Origin of the sequence: Mycoplana sp. MJR14, assembly GCF_029210525.1 — a bacterium.
Lineage (GTDB): Bacteria > Pseudomonadota > Alphaproteobacteria > Rhizobiales > Rhizobiaceae > Mycoplana.
This window is the reverse complement of sequence record NZ_JARGEO010000008.1, coordinates 95,705-113,161: the sequence shown is the minus strand read 5'-3', so window position 1 is coordinate 113,161 and position 17,457 is coordinate 95,705. Positions and strand designations below refer to the sequence as shown.

13 protein-coding genes are annotated in these 17,457 nt (G+C 69.0%); 7 read left to right on the top strand and 6 right to left on the bottom strand.

From position 1 onward, the window contains the following. Window positions 1-300 precede the first annotated feature (300 nt). Genes P0086_RS18385 through P0086_RS18370 form a run of 4 tightly spaced genes read right to left on the bottom strand, consistent with a single transcriptional unit; the run spans window position 301 to window position 5,619 of the window. The gene (locus P0086_RS18385; protein ID WP_275788166.1) at window positions 301-1,404 is read right to left on the bottom strand and encodes a DUF917 domain-containing protein; all 1,104 of its coding nucleotides are present in this window, start codon (window positions 1,402-1,404) and stop codon (window positions 301-303) included. Next, window positions 1,404-2,684 (bottom strand): Zn-dependent hydrolase, encoded by a 1,281-nt coding sequence (locus tag P0086_RS18380; protein WP_275788164.1) that lies wholly within the window; start codon window positions 2,682-2,684, stop codon window positions 1,404-1,406. The genes P0086_RS18385 and P0086_RS18380 overlap by 1 nt, the downstream gene beginning before the upstream one ends. After that, on the bottom strand, window positions 2,681-4,063 hold the full coding sequence (locus tag P0086_RS18375; RefSeq protein ID WP_275788162.1) for a dihydroorotase family protein: 1,383 nt from the start codon (window positions 4,061-4,063) through the stop codon (window positions 2,681-2,683). The genes P0086_RS18380 and P0086_RS18375 overlap by 4 nt, the downstream gene beginning before the upstream one ends. A 20-nt stretch (window positions 4,064-4,083) precedes the next feature. Then, window positions 4,084-5,619, bottom strand: coding sequence for an aromatic amino acid lyase (locus P0086_RS18370; RefSeq protein WP_112612139.1), 1,536 nt, complete (start codon window positions 5,617-5,619; stop codon window positions 4,084-4,086). Between the two features lie 116 nt (window positions 5,620-5,735). Between P0086_RS18370 and P0086_RS18365 the strand changes: the two genes are divergently transcribed. Next, entirely contained in the window at window positions 5,736-7,031 is a 1,296-nt protein-coding gene (locus P0086_RS18365; protein WP_275788159.1) for a LysR family transcriptional regulator, read from the top strand. Window positions 7,032-7,053: 22 nt separating this feature from the next. Here P0086_RS18365 and P0086_RS18360 read toward each other — a convergent pair whose 3' ends face one another. Continuing rightward, entirely contained in the window at window positions 7,054-8,256 is a 1,203-nt protein-coding gene (locus P0086_RS18360) for an MFS transporter (protein WP_275788157.1), read from the bottom strand. 80 nt (window positions 8,257-8,336) lie between these two features. Here P0086_RS18360 and P0086_RS18355 point away from each other — a divergent pair, with 80 nt between their 5' ends. Further along, window positions 8,337-9,323: an AraC family transcriptional regulator gene (locus P0086_RS18355; RefSeq protein ID WP_275788154.1), complete on the top strand. Its 987-nt coding sequence runs from the start codon at window positions 8,337-8,339 to the stop codon at window positions 9,321-9,323. A 56-nt stretch (window positions 9,324-9,379) separates the two neighbouring features. On the opposite strand, the gene P0086_RS18350 is transcribed toward P0086_RS18355, so the two are convergent. Beyond that, on the bottom strand, window positions 9,380-10,360 hold the full coding sequence (locus tag P0086_RS18350; protein ID WP_275788151.1) for a GlxA family transcriptional regulator: 981 nt from the start codon (window positions 10,358-10,360) through the stop codon (window positions 9,380-9,382). 116 nt (window positions 10,361-10,476) lie between these two features. Here P0086_RS18350 and P0086_RS18345 point away from each other — a divergent pair, with 116 nt between their 5' ends. The 5 genes from P0086_RS18345 to P0086_RS18325 all read left to right on the top strand — a co-directional run bounded on the left by P0086_RS18345 (window position 10,477) and on the right by P0086_RS18325 (window position 17,350). Next, a complete protein-coding gene (locus P0086_RS18345; RefSeq protein WP_275788149.1) occupies window positions 10,477-11,379 on the top strand; it encodes a 3-keto-5-aminohexanoate cleavage protein in 903 nt (300 codons plus the stop codon). 241 nt (window positions 11,380-11,620) lie between these two features. Next, on the top strand, window positions 11,621-13,111 hold the full coding sequence (locus P0086_RS18340) for a carnitine 3-dehydrogenase (RefSeq protein WP_275788147.1): 1,491 nt from the start codon (window positions 11,621-11,623) through the stop codon (window positions 13,109-13,111). A gap of 229 nt (window positions 13,112-13,340) precedes the next feature. Beyond that, on the top strand, window positions 13,341-14,501 hold the full coding sequence (locus tag P0086_RS18335; RefSeq protein WP_112596408.1) for an acyl-CoA dehydrogenase family protein: 1,161 nt from the start codon (window positions 13,341-13,343) through the stop codon (window positions 14,499-14,501). A 7-nt stretch (window positions 14,502-14,508) separates the two neighbouring features. Continuing rightward, window positions 14,509-16,563 carry an acetate--CoA ligase family protein gene (locus P0086_RS18330; RefSeq protein WP_275788144.1) on the top strand — a complete coding sequence of 685 codons (2,055 nt, stop codon included), beginning with the start codon at window positions 14,509-14,511 and terminating at the stop codon, window positions 16,561-16,563. A gap of 4 nt (window positions 16,564-16,567) precedes the next feature. Then, complete coding sequence (locus tag P0086_RS18325; protein WP_148179402.1) at window positions 16,568-17,350, top strand: carnitinyl-CoA dehydratase; 783 nt, start codon at window positions 16,568-16,570, stop codon at window positions 17,348-17,350. Window positions 17,351-17,457: the final 107 nt, after the last annotated feature.

Below are 17,457 nucleotides of genomic sequence, written 5' to 3'. Positions count from 1 at the left end.
TTGCAAGACGCCCCTCATCCGCCTGCCGGCACCTTCTCCCCGCAGGCGGGGAGAAGGACGAACGTTGCACCGCCCCGGCGCAGAAAGAGAGCGCATGCCCGTCCTATCGGTCGCGGCGCGTCCCCTCTCCCCGCTTGCGGGGAGAGGGCCAGGGTGAGGGGCAGTCGACCTCTCCGTTGAGGCGATCGGCTGCAGCAAGACTTGGGGCGGCAGTGGCCGTCGCGCTGTCCGCCCTGCGACGGCACGGCAGCCGCAATCGCCACAACACCCCGCCCCGGCGCTTCGCGCCGACCCTCCCCCTCAAGGGGAGGGTGAAGGTCCGAGCGCATACCGTGCAATCTCGATCCCCATCGCCTTCTCCACCGGCGGATACACCGTCGGATCCAGCACGCTCGACGCCAGCGGAATGACGGTCTTCGGCACATGCAGCACGAATACCTTCATCCCGACCTCAAGCTGCCCGACGCTCAAGGGCTCGGCCTCCTGCGACAGCGTGGTGATCACGTCTGGAAAGGTGGCGAGCCGCACGCCGCCGGCGGTCTCCACCGCCATGTACTCGTTCATCACATGCAGGGTGACGGCATTTTCGCCGCGGCCGAGCGTCACCGTGCCGATGTCGAAGGCCTCCTTCGTGTAGACGACCGCCTTCTCGGTGATCGTCCCCTCCGCCAGGATCGCGCCGCCGGTCGTCGCAACGATCGCGTCGATCACCGCGGACGGCCCCCGCGCCTCGGCGGCCAGGATCGCCTCGCCGAGGGCGAGCGCCAGCGAGATGCCGCCGAGGGCTGCGTTCGCCCGCACGTAGGATGCCCTCAGGGGATTGCGGCAGGAGGCGATGAAGCCGCCGGACTGGTCGGCGGCGGTCCGCAGCACCGGCGAGACCTTGGCCGTCGCCCCGCGCACAACCAGCTCGATATAGCGGTTCTCGGCGCGATTGCCCCCGGCCGCCGTCTGGATCATCGGCTCGGGCGAGCCCGCCATGCCGATCGAGCCCATGTCGCCGGTCGGGTGCGCGCGCATGTCGCCGACGGCATCCAGGACCTTGGTGCCGAGGATCGCCGAGGGCAGCCAGCCGTTCAGCGTCGAGGACTTGCCGTTCTGGCCGACCATCAGCGCCGCCACCTTCTCGCCCAGCGCCTCCTGCAGCAGCTCGACGGCCCGCACATAGTCGACGCCGCGCATCTCCCAGGGCGTGGTCGAGGCCGGTGCGCCGATCGCCGCGGCCGTCGCCACCCAGTCGTCGTCGGCAAGCTCGTCGATCGAGACGAGCTCCGGCCGGCCGATCGACACGGCGGCATGGCCGAGCATGCGACCATGGTCGGCCCAGCCGCCGCCGCCGGCGGCATAGACCGAACCGCCGCGCACGGCCGCCTCGACGTCTTTCTCCTTCAAAATCCGCCCCATCAAGCAGTCTCCTGAATCGCTTTCTGAAGATCGCCGTCCAGTTGAAGAACGGCGTGAAGGAGGACGGCCGCCCCCAGCGCGATGTCGTCGTTCTCGGCAAACTCCTCCGGCGCATGGCTGCGTCCGCCGCGGCAGGGCACGAAGATCATCGCCGAGCGCGTCGCCCGCGCCATCCAGGCCGTATCGTGGCCAGCGCCCGACACCATGCGGCGATGGCTGGCATCCACCGCGCTGCAGGCCGCATCCAGCACCGCGACCAGCATGGGATCCGCGGGCGTCGGCGGGTTGTCCGAGATGCGGCGCGGGGCGGAGATCGTCGTCCCCGTCTCGCGGGCGATCTGCTCGGCCATCTGGTCGAGCGAATTGGCGAAGAGGTCCATCATCGCCCGCTCCTCGGCCCGCGCGTCGATCAGAAGCCGCGCCCGCGAGGGCACGACATTGGCCGCGTTCGGCTCGATCGAAAACTCGCCGACGGTCGCGGTGAAGTGGAACCGGCCGCCGGCGAAGGATTTCGCCAGCGCCTCGACGCCCGTCACCAGCCTTGCCGCGGCGGCGAGCGCATCGGCGCGGCCGCCCATCGGCGTCGTCCCCGCATGGTCCGCCCTGCCGTCCACCACGATCTCGATGCGCGTGATGCCGGCAATTGCGGTGACGACGCCGATGTCGAACTTCTCCTCCTCCAGCACCGGCCCCTGCTCGATGTGGAGCTCGAGGAAGGCGGCAATGTCGCCCCTCGCCTGGGCGGCGATGCGCGCCGGGTCGCCCCCGGCCTGGAGGATCCCTTCGGCGAGCGTCAGCCCGCCGCTCTGTCGCACGAGCCACTCCTGCGGCAGCACGCCCGCCATGCCGCGGCTGCCGATGCAGGAGACGCCGAAGACCGACACTTCCTCGGCGAGGAAATCGACGATCTCCAGGTCGTGATCCAGTGCCGTGCCGCGATCGGCAAGCGAGCGCGCCACCTCCAGCGCCGCAGCCACCCCGGCGATGCCGTCGAACCGCCCGCCGTCGGGCACGGTGTCCGAATGCGAGCCGAGCATGATCGTGCCGCTCCCCGGCTTCAGCCCCGGCCGCCGGCCGATCAGGTTGCCGGCCGCATCGATGCGGGTCTCCAGCCCCGCCTCGCGGAAGCGGTCCGCCAGAAAGGCGCGGCCTTGCGGAAAGAGCGCCGAAAACGCCCGCCGCGTATAGGGCCGGTCCGGCTCGGTGATCGCCGCGAGCCCGTCGATCACCGCGGCGATCCGTGCCGGATCGACCGGCAGGTTGGTGCGCGGCGCGTTCATCGGTCCGCCCCGGCGATCGCAAGCGTCGGCAGCGGCCTGACGAAGGCGCCGGTGCCGGGCTCGGCCAGCACGCGCTTTCCGTCGAAGGCGAGCCGGCCGCGCAGGAAGGTGGCGGCCACCCGCCACGGCAGCCGGATGCCGTTGTAGGGCGACCAGCCGACGACGTTGTGGCCGCTCTCGGCGGCATCGTAGGTGTAGGGTTCGGGCGTCAGCACGGTGATGTCGGCATCCTTGCCGGGCTCCAGCGCCCCCTTCACATGATCGAGGCGGAAGTGCCGGGCCGGGTTGAGGCTCATCAGCTCCGCCGCCCGGGTGAGCGGGATGCCGCGCTCCAGCGCTCCCTTGACGAACAGCGGCACCATCGCCTCCAGCCCCGGCACGCCCGAGGCATTGGAGAGCATGTCGGCATGGGTCTTGCGGTCCTCCGACCAGCTGACATGGTCGGTCGAGACGAGCGTGACATTGCCGTCGGCCACGTGCCGCCAGAGCTTTTCCACCTCGGCCCGCGGGCGGATCGGCGGATTGATCTTGGCCTTGCCGCCGAGCCGCCGCACGTCGTTCTCCTCGTCGAGTGTGAGGTAGTGGATGCAGCACTCGATCGTGGCGCGATGGCCCTGCGCCCGGTAGGCGGCGGCGATCTCGTAGCCGCGGCCGAGCGAGCAGTGGACGACATGCGCCGGGCAGCCTGTAGCCGCCCCCGTCTCGTAGATCTGGTTCGAGGCGAGCAGTTCGGTCAGCGGCGGCCGCGACAGGCCGTGCGCCCGCCAGTCGGAGATGCCGAGCGCCCGGACCTTGTCGATCGCCGCCCGCACCGCCTCGTCGTCCTCGTTGTGCACGCCGGCCGTCAGCCCCGTCGGCGCGATCGCCCGGAAGCAGTCTTCGAGAAGGGCCGCCGGGATGCGAGGAAAGCGCTTCGGATCGGTGCCGAAGGTGGAGAACTTGAAGGCGGCGACGCCCCCCTCGACCATTTCGGCAATGCGCGCCGGCCCCTCCTCCGGGTCGATCGTGCCGTAGAGCGCGAAATCGACCCGCGCCTGCTTGCCCGCGTGCGCCACCTTGCGCGCGACCGCCTCGGCCGAGCAGACGAGATTGCCCTCGTCATAGGGCATGTCGACGATGGTGGTGACGCCGCCCGCCGCCGCCGACCGGGTCGACCAGACGAAATCCTCCTGGTCCTTCTGCGACAGCGAATGCACCTGCGCGTCGATCGCGCCGGGCAGGATCATCGCCCCCTTCAGGTCGTGGCGTTCGCGCGCCGCCGGCATCGCGCCCTGCCCGATGTGGGCAACCTTGCCGTCGCGGACGGCGACGTGGCCGCCCTCGACGATACGGTCGGGCAGCACCACCGTCCCCTTCACCACCAGATCGAAATCGGCCATCGGCGTTTTCCCCCTTGGCGCTAGTTCAGCGCGAAGAACGCATCGAAATCGTCCATCGGCGCTGCGGCCACGAAGGAGGCCAGCGCATCCGGGCAGGCAAGGTCGCGATCCAACGCCTCGATCTCGGCGGAAAGCAGGCGATCCTTGCGGTAGAACTCGGTGACCCCGCGCACGCGGGCATGGACGACGGCGGCGACGCCCTCGGGACGGTCGCCGGCGAGATCGATCGCCTGCGCCGACAGCATCCCTTCCAGGGCCGCCAGCTGGCGCAGGTCGCGCACCTGGCTCTCCATCCGCTCGACGATCAGCGGCAGGAAGGTCGCCTCCTCCTCCAGCCCGCCGGCGACGACGATCGACTGCGCCGAGATCGGCACGGCCAGCGACTGGATGCGCATGTAGAGCTCGACGGCGAGCTTGACCAGCGGCCCGAAGCCCGTCGCCGCCTCGCCGGGCGCGACGAGGTTGACCGGCAGGTTGCGGCGCACGCCGTTGGACAGCAGCACGCAGCGGTTCAGGACGTTGCGGGCGAGATGGGCGAAGCCGGTCTGCGCCGCCTCGACATAGAGCGCGGTCGACAGCGGCAGCGAGCCGCCCGAGGCCATCACGTGGTCATCCAGCACGACCGGGTTGTCGTCGGTCTGCGCCGTCGCCTCGACGATGCGCTCGGCGGCGTTCATCAGCGTGTCGAGGCAGGCGCCGAACACCTGCGCCGTCATGCGCAGGCTCAGGGGATCGTGGATCGCCGACGGCTTCGGCCAGGCGCAGGAGGTGGCCTGCGCCGCAAACCAGCGCCCGGCCAGCGCTTCGCCATGGCTGGAGAGCCGTGCCGCCACCCGCCAGGGATCGGAAGAGGCGCCGAGCGCCAGCGACGACAACAGTCCGGTCACCATCAGGTTGCGGATGGCCTTGGCCGCCTCGCGGGTGACGTCCGCCGCCGCCGCATGGGCGATGGCGTTGACGCTGAGCGCCGCCAGCGCATCGCGCGGCTGCATGCGGAACGGTTCCAGTCCGGCGCGGGCGAGCGCGACCGCCGCCGGCAGCCGCTCGCCCTCGAAATAGGCCTCGCCCTCGCCGGTCAGCACCGCCGCCACCTGCCCCATCAGGCCGATGTCGGCGCAGCCCATCGAGCCGTGCCGGCGCACGACGGGAACGACGTCGCGCTCCAGAAGGGCCAGGAAGGCGTCTACCAGCTCCGGGCTGCAGCCGGAATAGCCGCCGAGCGCGGTGTTGATGCGGATCGCCATCGCCTTGCGCACGATCGGCAGCGAGAACGGTTCGCCGGTGCCGAAATGATGCGCCTTGACCAGGTTCTGGTTGAACTCCATCAGGTCGTCGACCGTCCAGAGCTTGTCCTTCATCGAGCCGACGCCGGTGTTGGAGCCGTAGATCGGCAGGCCCGCGGCCAGCCGGTCGGCAATCACCTTGCGCGAGGCGCCGATCCGCCCCATCCCCATCTCGCAGGCGAGCGGCCGGGTCGCCGCCCGCCCGATCGCCTCGAGCGCGGCAAAGCCGAGCGGTTCTCCGGTCAGATAGAAGGTCTCGGCGCTCGCCAGCATGGTCGTTCCTCTGTTCGACCAACTCTATGCAACACGGAAAAATCGGATATATCCCAATATCCGTACAGTAGATGCCGCAAGCCGAACGAAGGCGGACAGCATCGGGGATTGACCGCATGGATCTCGCCACCCTCTGCCTCGTCGAAGCCATCTTGCGCACCGGCAGCGTGCGCGCGGCGGCAAGGCTCGAAGGCCGGCCGGCCTCCAGCGCCAATGCGGCGCTGCGGCGTCTGGAAGCGGCGATCTCCATCCCGCTCGTCCGCCGCGAAGGCGCGGTGCTGGTGCCGACGCTGGAAGCCCAGGCGCGGCTGGAGCGCCTTTCCGAGATCGCCGAGGCGGCGAAGCAACTGCTTCTCGTCGCGCCGGGCGGGCACGCAGGTCCACCGTCCTCTCCGCAACTGCGGACGCCCGGCCGCTCGGCCGATCCGCAGTCGCCGCGCGGGTCCGCCCCGCCCATGCCGCAGATCCCGCTGGAAGCGCTCGCCCGCTTCTGCGCCACGGTCCATGCCGGCAGCATCCGCAGCGCCGCACGCACGCTGAAGCTCGGCCAGCCGCAGTTGACCCGGCAGCTCGTCCGGCTGGAACAGGCCGTCGGCTTTGCCCTGCTCGAGCGCTCGCCGGGCGGCGTCGCCTGCACGCCGGAGGGCGTCGCGGCCCTTGCGATCGCCGAACGCATCGGCAGCATCTGGGCCGGCCTGTCGCAGGCCTCCGACGAGCGCTTCCGCAAGATCACCCGCACCTGGCGGCTCGGCTCCGTCATCCCGTTCGGCCACGAAAGCGACATCGCCCGCATGCTGGCCGGCCTTGCCGCGGAGTGGCAGCGGCGACGCCCGCGCCAGCCGCTCTTCATCGCCTCGACCACGGCCGATGAACTGATCTTTGGGCTGGAGGCCCGCCGGTTCGACCTCGCGCTGCTGGATGTCGACCGCTTTCCGGCGGAGTTCGAAGGCGCGCTCGTCGGTCGCCAGCCGCTGGCGCTGGCCGTTCCGCGGTCCGTGGCATCGGGGCTCGCAGATACGGACGGGGCCGCAGTCGAGTTGCTGCAGAAGCATCCGATCGCCATGCCCAGCGTCCGGAGCGGCCTGCGCCAGATGACCGATCGCTATCTCGCGAGCACCCTGACCGCCGCCCAGAGGGCAAGACTGACGCTGGTGGAGGTGGATTCCATCCCGGTGATCATCAACCTGGTGCGCGAGCACGGCCATCTGTCGATCCTTCCCGAACAGTCGGTCTTGCGCATTGCCGATCCGCCGGCGCTGATCCGTCTCGACGCCCGCTTCCAGCAATCCCTCAGCCTCGTCTGGCCGAACAACGCGCTGTCCCGGCAGACGGCGGCAGCTATCCTGGAGATCATCGCCGCCATCGCGGACGACAACGCCACGCCCTCGGCTGGCAAGGGCGTGGCGAGCTGAAGACGCGAGGCAACCCCGTCGATCAGGCGACCGAAACGGCCGGACGCGGCTTCAGGCCGAGCAGGATGCCGATCGCGGCTGCCGCCAGGACGAGGCCGCTTGCGGTGAAGACGCCGGCTGCGCCGCTGGTATCGAAGATGAGGCCGCCGACGGCCGCCCCCATGGCAATGGCGAACTGGATCGCGGCGACCAGCAGACCGCCGGCGCTCTCCGCTTCGTCCGGAACGGTGCGCGCCAGCCAGGTCGACCAGGCGACCGGAACCGCGCCGAACAGCAAGCCCCAGAGCGTGACGACGGCGGCGGCGAGCGGCAGCGACGGGGCGCTCGCCGTGAGCGCGAAGGCGATCGCCGCCATCAGCAGCGGCATCAGCGTCAGCGTCATGCGCAGGCTGCGACCGATCAGAAGCCCGGCCACGAGCGTGCCGAGGAAGTTGGCGATCCCGAAGCCGAGCAGGACCGAGGAAACGGTCTCGATGCCGGCGCCGACATCGGTTTCCAGGAAGGGGCGCAGGTAGGTGAAGAAGGCGAAGTGCCCGCCGAACACCAGGGTGGCCGCGAGGATGCCGAGCCCGACGCCCGGCCGGACGAGAACCCGCAGCGAGGCCTTGAGGCTCGTCGCGCCGGCCGGCGCCAGCCGCGGCAGGGTGAGGAACTGCATCGCGAGCGACGCGACGCCGAGACCGGCCGCGAGCACGAACACCGTCCGCCAGCCGGCAAGCTCGCCGAGGTAGCTGCCGAGCGGGGCTGCGACGATCGTCGCGGCGGAGACGCCGCTGAAGATCATCGACAAGGCGCGCGGCACGGCCTGCGGCGGCACGAGGCGCATGGTCACGGCCGTCGCCATCGCCCAGAAGCCGCCGAGTGCGACGCCGAGCAGCACCCGGCCGGCCAGCAGTAACGCCATGCCCGGCGCGAACGCCACCAGCAGGTTCGAGACGATCAGGAGCAGCGAGAAGAACAGCATGAGATGCCGCCGGTCGGTCCGGCGCGCCAGCGAGGTGATGAGCAGGCTTGCCGCCATGCCGACCACGGCGGTGGCCGTCACCGCCTGGCCGGCCGCGCCCTCGGTGATGTTCAGTTCCGCCGCGATCGGGGTCAGCAGGCTCGCCGGCAGGAATTCGGCCGTCACGAGACCGAAGACGCCGAGCGCCATGGAGACGACGGCGCCCCAGGCCGGCGCGTCGGCGGATGCGGCCGTTTCGGAGTGATCGAAGGTGGGATTCATGAGATTGTCCTTGTCTCGGATGATGCAGTGCACAAATGCTAGACTGGACCTTCCGGACGATCTATGGCACAAACGCCGTAATGATTGATCATCCGTCCGAAATCCTTAGGCCCGCATCCAGGGGCGCCCTGGACCCCGACCTCGTCAGCGAATTGCTGATGGGCATGCGGCTCGTCGGTCTCGACTATCGCCGCATCGAGGTTTCGCCGCCGTTCGGCCTGGCCTTCGGCGAGGTCGAGGGCCGCGCCCAGTTTCACTTCGTCGCCCGCGGGCCGGTGCACCTGCGCACGCCGGCCGGCGCCTATCACAGGATGAATGCCGGCGATGCCGTGCTATTGCCGCGCGGCGGCGGCCATGCGCTGGTCTCCTGCCCGGACACGAAGTGCCAGGACGTGCGCTCCCTGTCGGCGGCGCCGCTCTGCGCCTCGGTCAGCGCCATCAGCGCCTGCAGCGACGGCAAGGAATGCCGGGACGACCGCGCGATCGTCTTCAGCGGCTGCATGGAGTTCGATCTCGGCGGCCTGCATCCGCTGGTGGCGCTGATGCCCGAGACCATGCTGGTCGGCACGCTCGTCGAGCGCTACCCGGAGATCCTGCCGATGCTGGAGGCGATGGAGCGGGAGGCGAAGGGCGCCCGGGCCGGCTTCGCCGGCATTCTCGCAAGGCTCGCCGACGTCGTCGCCGCCTTCATCGTGCGCGCCTGGGTCGAATGCGGCTGCGGCGACGCCACCGGCTGGGTCGCGGCCCTGCGCGACCCGCGCCTCGGCCGCGTCATCGTCGCGCTCCACAACGCCCCCGGCCACGACTGGACCGTCGCCGAGCTCGCCGACCGGATGGGCGCCTCGCGCTCCGTCTTCGCCGAACGCTTCCTCGAGGTCACCGGCATGACGCCGGTGCGCTACCTGACGGAACTGCGCATGCGGCTCGCCTCGCAATGGATCGCCAAGGAGCGGATGCCGATCGAGGCCGTGGCTCTGAAGCTCGGCTACGGCTCGCAGGCCGCCTTCAGCCGCGCCTTCAAGCGCATCACCGGCCACCCGCCCGGCAGCCACGCGCGAGCCTCCTGAACCTGGCATCTGAACGCCGGTGACGACAGTGCGCCTTGCCGTCGCCGGGGCACGCCCTACGCCTGCCCCTTCCCCGCCGCCCTGAGCCTGCGCCGCGTCTCCGTCGGGCTCTCGTGGTAGTGGGCGCGGTAGGAGCGGGAGAAGGCGGAGGACGAGTTGAAGCCGGTGGCGGCGGCGATGTCGGCGAATTCCAGCTTCGTCTCGATCACCTTGCGCCGCGCCGCGTTCAGCCGCAGCGCCAGATAGTGCTGGTGCGGCGCGACCCCCATCGTCTCCTGGAACAGGTCCTGCAGGTGGCGGGCGGAGATGCCGACGCGGCGGGCGAGCCGGGTAAGCGTCACCGGCGCCTCCACCGTCTCCTCCATCAGCCGCACCGCCTGGCTGACGCGCTGGTCGGCGACGCGCATGTTGCCGAGTGCGGGCACCTGCAGCAGGCCGCCGGTGCGCTCGTGCTCGTAGATGAAGATGCGCGACACCTCGAGCGCCAGCGAATAGCCCTGCCTTCTCCGGATGATCTCCAGCATCAGGTCGAGCGTCGGCAGCGAGCCGCCGCTGGTCATCCGCTTGCCGTTGATGACGTAGCGCTCCGTCAGCACCGTCACCTGCGGATAGGCGGCGGCGAAATCGGCGCGGTCCTCCCAGTGGATCGTCACCGAATGGCCGTCGAGCAGGCTCGCCTGCGCGAGCAGCCAGCTGCCCGATTCGATCCCCGCCATCATCCTGCGATAGCGCGCCGTCTGCGACAGCTGCCGCCTCAGCGCCGGCGTCGCGCTCTGCTCCCACTGGTAGCTGGAGAGGATGAACAGCGGCGCCGTCTCCTGCTCCGGCCGGAACGGCCCGTCGACGGGCACGGGGATGCGGCTGCGCGTCTCGATCGCCGCCCCGTCCGGCGAGAAGATCCGCCAGCGATAGAGGTCCTGCCCGGAGATCCGGTTGGCGGCGCGCAAGGGCTCGATGACGGAGGCGACGAGGATCAGGTTCGTCTCCGGCAGCACCAGGATATCCAGGTCGAGCGTCTCAGAGGACGGGTCGAGCATGTCGGCAAACTCCCACGCGATCTTCCTGAAGTGTAAAGAATGCTGCCGAAATTGAAAAGCATGTCGCCTCCGCTTGGCTCGTAATGGCGGCAACGAAAAATTCCGGGAGAACAGAAATGCCCCTTTCCATGAACCGCGACGTCTTCATCACCTGCGCCGTCACCGGCTCGGGCGATACGGTGGCAAAGTCGAAGCACGTGCCGATCACGCCGAAGCAGATCGCCGAAGCCGCCGTCGAGGCCGCCAAGGCGGGTGCCGCGATCGTCCACTGCCACGTGCGCGATCCCGAGACCGGCGCGCCGTCGCGTCGCAACGACCTCTACAAGGAGGTCACCGACCGCATCCGCCAGGTCGAGGTCGACATCGTGCTCAACCTCACCGCCGGCATGGGCGGCGACATGATCTTCGGCGACGTCGAGAAGCCGCTGCCCCTGAAGGAACAGGGCACCGACATGGCGGGCGCCACCGAGCGCGTCTCCCACGTCGCCGAATGCCTGCCGGAGATCTGCACGCTCGACTGCGGCACGATGAACTTCTCGCTCGGCGACTACGTGATGACCAACACGCCGTCGATGCTGCGCGCCATGGCCAAGCAGATGACCGACCTCGGTGTCCGCCCGGAGATCGAGGCCTTCGACACCGGCCATCTGTGGTTCGCCAAGCAGCTCGTCGAGGAGGGCCTGATCGAGGATCCGGTGCTGATCCAGCTCTGCATGGGCATTCCGTGGGGCGCGCCCGACGATCTCAACACCTACATGGCCATGGTCAACAACGTGCCGTCGAACTGGACCTTCTCGGCCTTCTCGATCGGCCGCAACGCCATGGCCTACCCGGCCGCGGCCGTGCTCGCCGGCGGCAACGTCCGCGTCGGGCTCGAGGACAATCTCTACATCGGCAAGGGCCAGCTCGCCACGAACGCCCAGCTCGTCGAAAAGGCGGTCAACGTCGTCGAAAGCATGGGCGCCCGCATCATCGGCCCGGCCGAGGTGCGCGAGAAGCTGAAGCTGAAGAAGCGGTAGGACACCAGTGCGAGCGGCGCGGCCGGGTAGTACCCCCCTCTGCCCTGCCGGGCATCTCCCCCTCAAGGGGGGAGATCGGATGGAGCGACCCCTCGCCCCATCTTTTGCCGAATACACGGCAACATCGCTGGCTGAGCGGGGATAGTGCCTATGGCCGATCTCCCCCCTTGCGGGGGAGATGTCCGGCAGGACAGAGGGGGGTAACCCACAGATGAACGAGCAATATTCGGGGAACGACCACATGACCAGGATCAACAAGGCAGCCTGCATCGGCGGCGGCGTCATCGGCGGGGCCTGGGCGGCGCGCTTCGCGCTCGCCGGCATCGATGTCGCGATCTACGACCCGCATCCCGAAGCCGAGCGGATCATCGGCGAGGTGATGGCGAACGCCGAGCGCGCCTATGGCATGCTGACCATGGCGCCGCTGCCGCCGAAGGGCAAATTCACCTTCGTCAAAAGCATCGAGGAAGCCGTGCAAGGCGCTGACTGGATTCAGGAAAGCGTGCCCGAGCGCGTCGACCTGAAGCGCGGCGTCATCACCCAGATCGACGCGGCCGCCGACCCCAAGGCGCTGATCGGCTCGTCGACCTCCGGCATCATGCCGACCGAGCTGCAGCGCGACATGAAGCATCCCGAGCGGATGTTCGTCGCCCACCCCTACAACCCCGTCTACCTGCTGCCGCTCGCCGAGCTCGTCGGCGGCCAGAAGACGGCGCGCGCGACGCTTGACGAAGCGAAGGCAAAGCTCGCCACCATCGGCATGAAGGGCGTGATCATCAACAAGGAGATCGAGGCCTTCGTCGGCGACCGCCTGCTGGAAGCCGTCTGGCGCGAGGGCCTCTGGCTGATCAAGGACGACATCTGCGACACCGAGACGCTCGACGACGTCATCCGCTATTCCTTCGGCATGCGCTGGGCGCAGATGGGCATGTTCGAGACCTACCGCATCGCCGGCGGCGAGGCCGGCATGCGCCACTTCATCGCCCAGTTCGGCCCCTGCCTGTCCTGGCCGTGGACGAAGCTGACCGACGTCGTGGATCTTACCGACGAACTGGTCGACAAGATTGCCAACCAGTCCGATGCCCAGTCCGGCGCCCGCGGCATCCGCGAGCTGGAGCGCATCCGCGACCAGAACCTCGTCGGCATCATGCACGCGCTGAAGGCCGGCGACGACGGCCGCGGCTGGGGTGCGGGCAAGCTTCTGACCGAGTTCGAGGACTATCTCTGGGCGAACGCGAAAAAGCCGGAAGTCGACCTCGGCGAGGTCAAGCCGCTGAAGGTGCTCGACACCAAGGTCAGCGCCGCCTGGGTCGACTACAACGGCCACATGACCGAGCACCGCTACCTGCAGGTGTTCGGCGACACCTCCGACGGCGTGCTGCGCCTGATCGGTGTCGACCTCGAATATGTCCGCGACGGCCACAGCTACTACACGGTCGAGACGCACATCCGCCATCTCGGCGAGGCCAAGCTCGGCGACGCGCTCTACACCACCTGCCAGATCCTGTCCTCCGACGACAAGCGCCTGCAGTTCTTCTCGACCATCTACGATGCCGCGACGAACGAGGCGGTCGCCACCGCCGAGCAGCTGATGCTGCACGTGGACAGTAAGGCCGGCAAGGCGGTGCCCGCCCCGGCGCATGTGCTGGCCAAGGTGAAGGCGCTGACCGAGGCCCACGCCCGCCTGCCCGTTCCCGAAGGCGCCGGCCGCCACGTGGGGCAGAAGCGGTAGAACTCAACCGCCGAAACAGGGGTCGAAGGGCACCGCCCCTCATCCGCCTGCCGGCACCTTCTCCCCACAAGCGGGGAGAAGGGACATTCCGGAACCGCCCGCATCCCGCTTTGAGGAAGGCGAATGCGGCGTGCGCGAACCTTGTCCCCTCTCCCCGCCTGCGGGGAGAGGACTAGGGTGAGGGGCAATCGGCGCCTTCGCGCGCAAAAAGAAAACGAGGGAGAACAACATGAACTTCGCACTGACGGACGAGCAGCAGATGATCGTCGACACGGTCCGCACCTTCGTCGAGACCGAGATCTATCCGCACGAGAACGAGGTGGAGCGCACCGGCGTGGTCCCGCCGGAGCTGGGCCAGGAGATCGCGCGCAAGTGCAAGGAGATCGGCTTCTTCGGCTGCAACTTCCCCGAGGAGGTCGGCGGCGCCGGGCTCGACCACACCTCCTTCACCCTGGTCGAGCGCGAACTCGGCCGCGGCTCGATGGCGCTGACGGTGTTCTTCGGCCGCCCCTCCGGCATCCTGATGGGCTGCAACGCCGAGCAGCGCGAGAAATACCTGATCCCGGCGGTGCGCGGCGACAAGTTCGACGCGCTCGCCATGACCGAGCCCGACGCCGGCTCCGACGTGCGCGGCATGAAGTGCTTCGCCAGGAAGGACGGCGACGACTGGATCGTCAACGGCACCAAGCACTTCATCAGCCACGCCAACATCGCCGATTTCGTCATCGTCTTCATCGCCACCGGCGAGGAGCAGACGCCGCGCGGGCCGAAGAAGCTGATCACCTCCTTCCTCGTCGACCGCGGCACGCCCGGCTTCGAGATCCGCGAGGGCTACAACTCCGTCTCCCACCGCGGCTACAAGAACTGCATCCTCACCTTCGACGACTGCCGCCTGCCGTCGTCGCAGATCCTCGGCGAGGTCCACCGCGGCTTCGAGCTCGCCAACGACTGGCTCTACGCCACCCGCCTGACGGTCGCCGCCACTTCGGTCGGCCGGGCGCGGCGCGCCTTCGACTACGCGCTGAACTATGCCGCCGAGCGCAAGCAGTTCGGCAAGCCGATCGGCGCCAACCAGGGCGTCTCCTTCAAGCTCGCCGACATGATCACCGAGATCGACGCCGCCGACCTCTTGACGCTGTCGGCCGCCTGGCGCCTCGACCAAGGCCTGCCGTCGAACCGCGAGATCGCCTCGGCCAAGGTCTACGCCACCGAAATGCTGGCGCGCGTCACCGACGAGGCGATCCAGATCTACGGCGGCATGGGCCTGATGGACGACCTGCCGCTCGCCCGCTTCTGGCGCGACGCCCGCGTCGAGCGCATCTGGGACGGCACCTCCGAGATCCAGCGCCACATCATCAGCCGCGACCTCCTGCGGCCGCTGGGGGCTTGAGCAGAACATGACCCGCTCCCTCGACCGCCTCACCCGGCCCCGCTCCATCGCCGTCTTCGGCGGCAAGGAGGCAGGCCGCGTCATCGAGCAGTGCGACAAGATGGGTTTTGCCGGCGAGATCTGGCCGGTTCATCCGACCAAGGACGAGATCCACGGCCGCCGCTGCTATCGCTCCGTCGCCGAACTCCCGGCCGCCCCCGACGCCTCCTTCGTCGGCGTCAACCGCAACCTGACGATCGAGATCATCCGCGATCTCGCCGCCCGCGGTGCCGGCGGTGCGGTCTGCTACGCCTCGGGCTTCCGCGAGGCGGTGACCGAGCTGACTGACGGCGACGACCTGCAGAAGGCGCTCGTCGCCGCCGCAGGCGACATGCCGATCCTCGGCCCCAACTGCTACGGCTTCATCAACATGCTGGACGGCGCCCTCCTCTGGCCCGACCAGCATGGCATGGTCAGGATCGACAAGGGGGTCGCCGTCCTCACCCAGTCCTCCAACATCGCCTGCAACATCTCCATGCAGCAGCGCGGCCTGCCGCTCGCCTATATCCTGACGGCCGGCAACCAGGCGCAGACGGGGCTGTGCGATCTCGCCTGCGCGGTGCTCGAGGATCCGCGCGTCACCGCCGTCGGCCTGCACATCGAGGGCTTCGACAGCATCGCCGCGCTGGAGCGGCTCGCCCGCCGCGCCCGCGAGCTGAAGAAGCCGGTGGTGACGCTGAAGGTGGGCAAGTCGGAGCAGGCGCAGCTTGCGACCGTCTCCCACACCGCCTCGCTCGCCGGCAACGACGCCGTCTCCTCCGCGCTGCTCTCCCGCCTCGGCCTCGGCCGGGTGGAGACGCTGCCCGAACTCTTGGAGACGCTGAAGCTGCTGCACCTGCACGGCCCGCTTGAAAGCTTCGACATCTCCTCGATGAGCTGCTCCGGCGGCGAAGCCTCGCTGATGGCCGATGCCGGCGTGAAGCGGAAGACTGTCTACCGGGCGCTGCGCGAGGAGCAGCGAAAGCCGCTGCGCGAGGCGCTCGGCCAGATGGTGACGATCTCCAATCCGCTCGACTTCCACACCTTCGTCTGGGGCAACCGCGACAAGCAGACCGAGGCCTTCACCGCGATGATGCGGGGCGGCTACGCGCTGAACCTGATCGTGCTCGACTTTCCCCGCCTCGACCGCTGCGACGCGGCCGACTGGGTGACGACCTGCCATGCGGTGATCGACGCCTCGCGGGCATCCGGCGCGCGCGCCGGCATCGTCGCCAGCATGGGCGAGAACATGCCCGAGGAGACGGCGCTGATGCTGATGGCAAACGGCGTCGTACCCTTCTACGGCATCGAGGAGGCGCTGGCCGCAGCCGAGGCTGCGGCGACGATCGGGGCGCTCTGGGAACAGCCCCTGCCCGCGCCGCTGGTCAAGATCGCCGCGGCAGACGGCGAGCCGGTGACGCTCACCGAGCACGAGGCCAAACGGGCGCTCGCAGCCTTCGGCCTGCCCGTGCCGGACGGCCGCGTGGCGGAGACTGCCGGCCAGGCGGCCGACGCCGCAGCAGCGCTCGGCTTCCCGGTCGTGCTCAAGGGCCTCGGTGTCGCCCACAAGACCGAGGCCGGCGCGGTGAAGCTCAACCTGCAGACGAAGGAAGCGGTGCTGGAGGCAGTCGCCGCCATGGCCGGCGTCGCCTCCGGCTACCTGGTCGAGAAGATGGTGGCCCGGCCCGTCGCCGAGGTCATCGTCGGTGCGATGCGCGATCCGGTCGCCGGTCCGGTGCTGACAGTCGGCGCGGGCGGAATCCTGGTGGAATTGCTCGAAGATTCGGCCATTCTGACGCTTCCGACCGACGAAACGGCGATCCGCGCGGCGATTTCCGGCCTGAAGGTCGCAAAACTGCTTCAAGGCTATCGCGGCGGCCCGCAAGGAGACGTCGACGCGCTGGTCAAAGCCGTCGCATCGGCGGCATCCTATGTCGTTTCAAACGCTTCAATTGTCGATGAACTCGATATCAATCCTATCATGGTGATGGCCGACGGCGATGGTGTCGTCGCGGCCGACGCCCTGATCCGTCTGAGGAAGTAAGCCCATGACCGGACCGATCCGCCAACGCCGCGAGGGCGGCATCCTGGAAGTCACGATCGATCGCCCGAAAGCCAACGCGATCGATCTGGTGACGAGCCGCATCATGGGCGAAATCTTCCGCGACTTCCGCGACGACGGGACCCTGCGCGTAGCCATCGTCACCGGCGCGGGCGAGAAGTTCTTCTGCCCGGGCTGGGACCTTAAGGCGGCGGCCGCGGGTGACGCCGTCGACGGCGACTACGGCGTCGGCGGCTTCGGCGGCATGCAGGAACTGCGCGACCTCAACAAGCCGATCATCGCGGCCGTCAACGGCATCTGTTGCGGCGGCGGGCTGGAGATTGCGCTCTCCACCGACCTGATCCTCGCCGCCGAGCATGCCACCTTCGCCCTTCCCGAGATCCGCTCCGGCACCGTCGCCGACGCCGCCTCGATCAAGCTTCCGAAACGCATCCCCTACCACATCGCCATGGACATGCTGCTGACCGGCCGCTGGCTGGATGCCGCCGAGGCGCACCGTTGGGGCTTCGTCAACGAGATCCTGCCGGCCGACAAGCTGCTCGACCGCGCCTGGGAACTGGCACGGCTGCTGGAGAGCGGTCCGCCGCTCGTCTATGCCGCGATCAAGGAAGTGGTGCGCGCCGCCGAGGGCGAGACGTTCCAGACGACGATGAACAGGATCACCCGCCGGCAGTTTCCGACGGTGGACGTCCTCTATTCGAGCGAGGACCAGCTCGAGGGCGCGCGCGCCTTCGCCGAGAAGCGGGATCCGGTGTGGAAGGGCCGCTGAGCGGCCTTCTTGATCCACATCGCCATGCCCTGAAAATGCGTGCTCGCGCTCGTCGCGGGCATTTCCGTAAGTGCCGTTTATACACAAGCGAGGAAATTTAACACGTT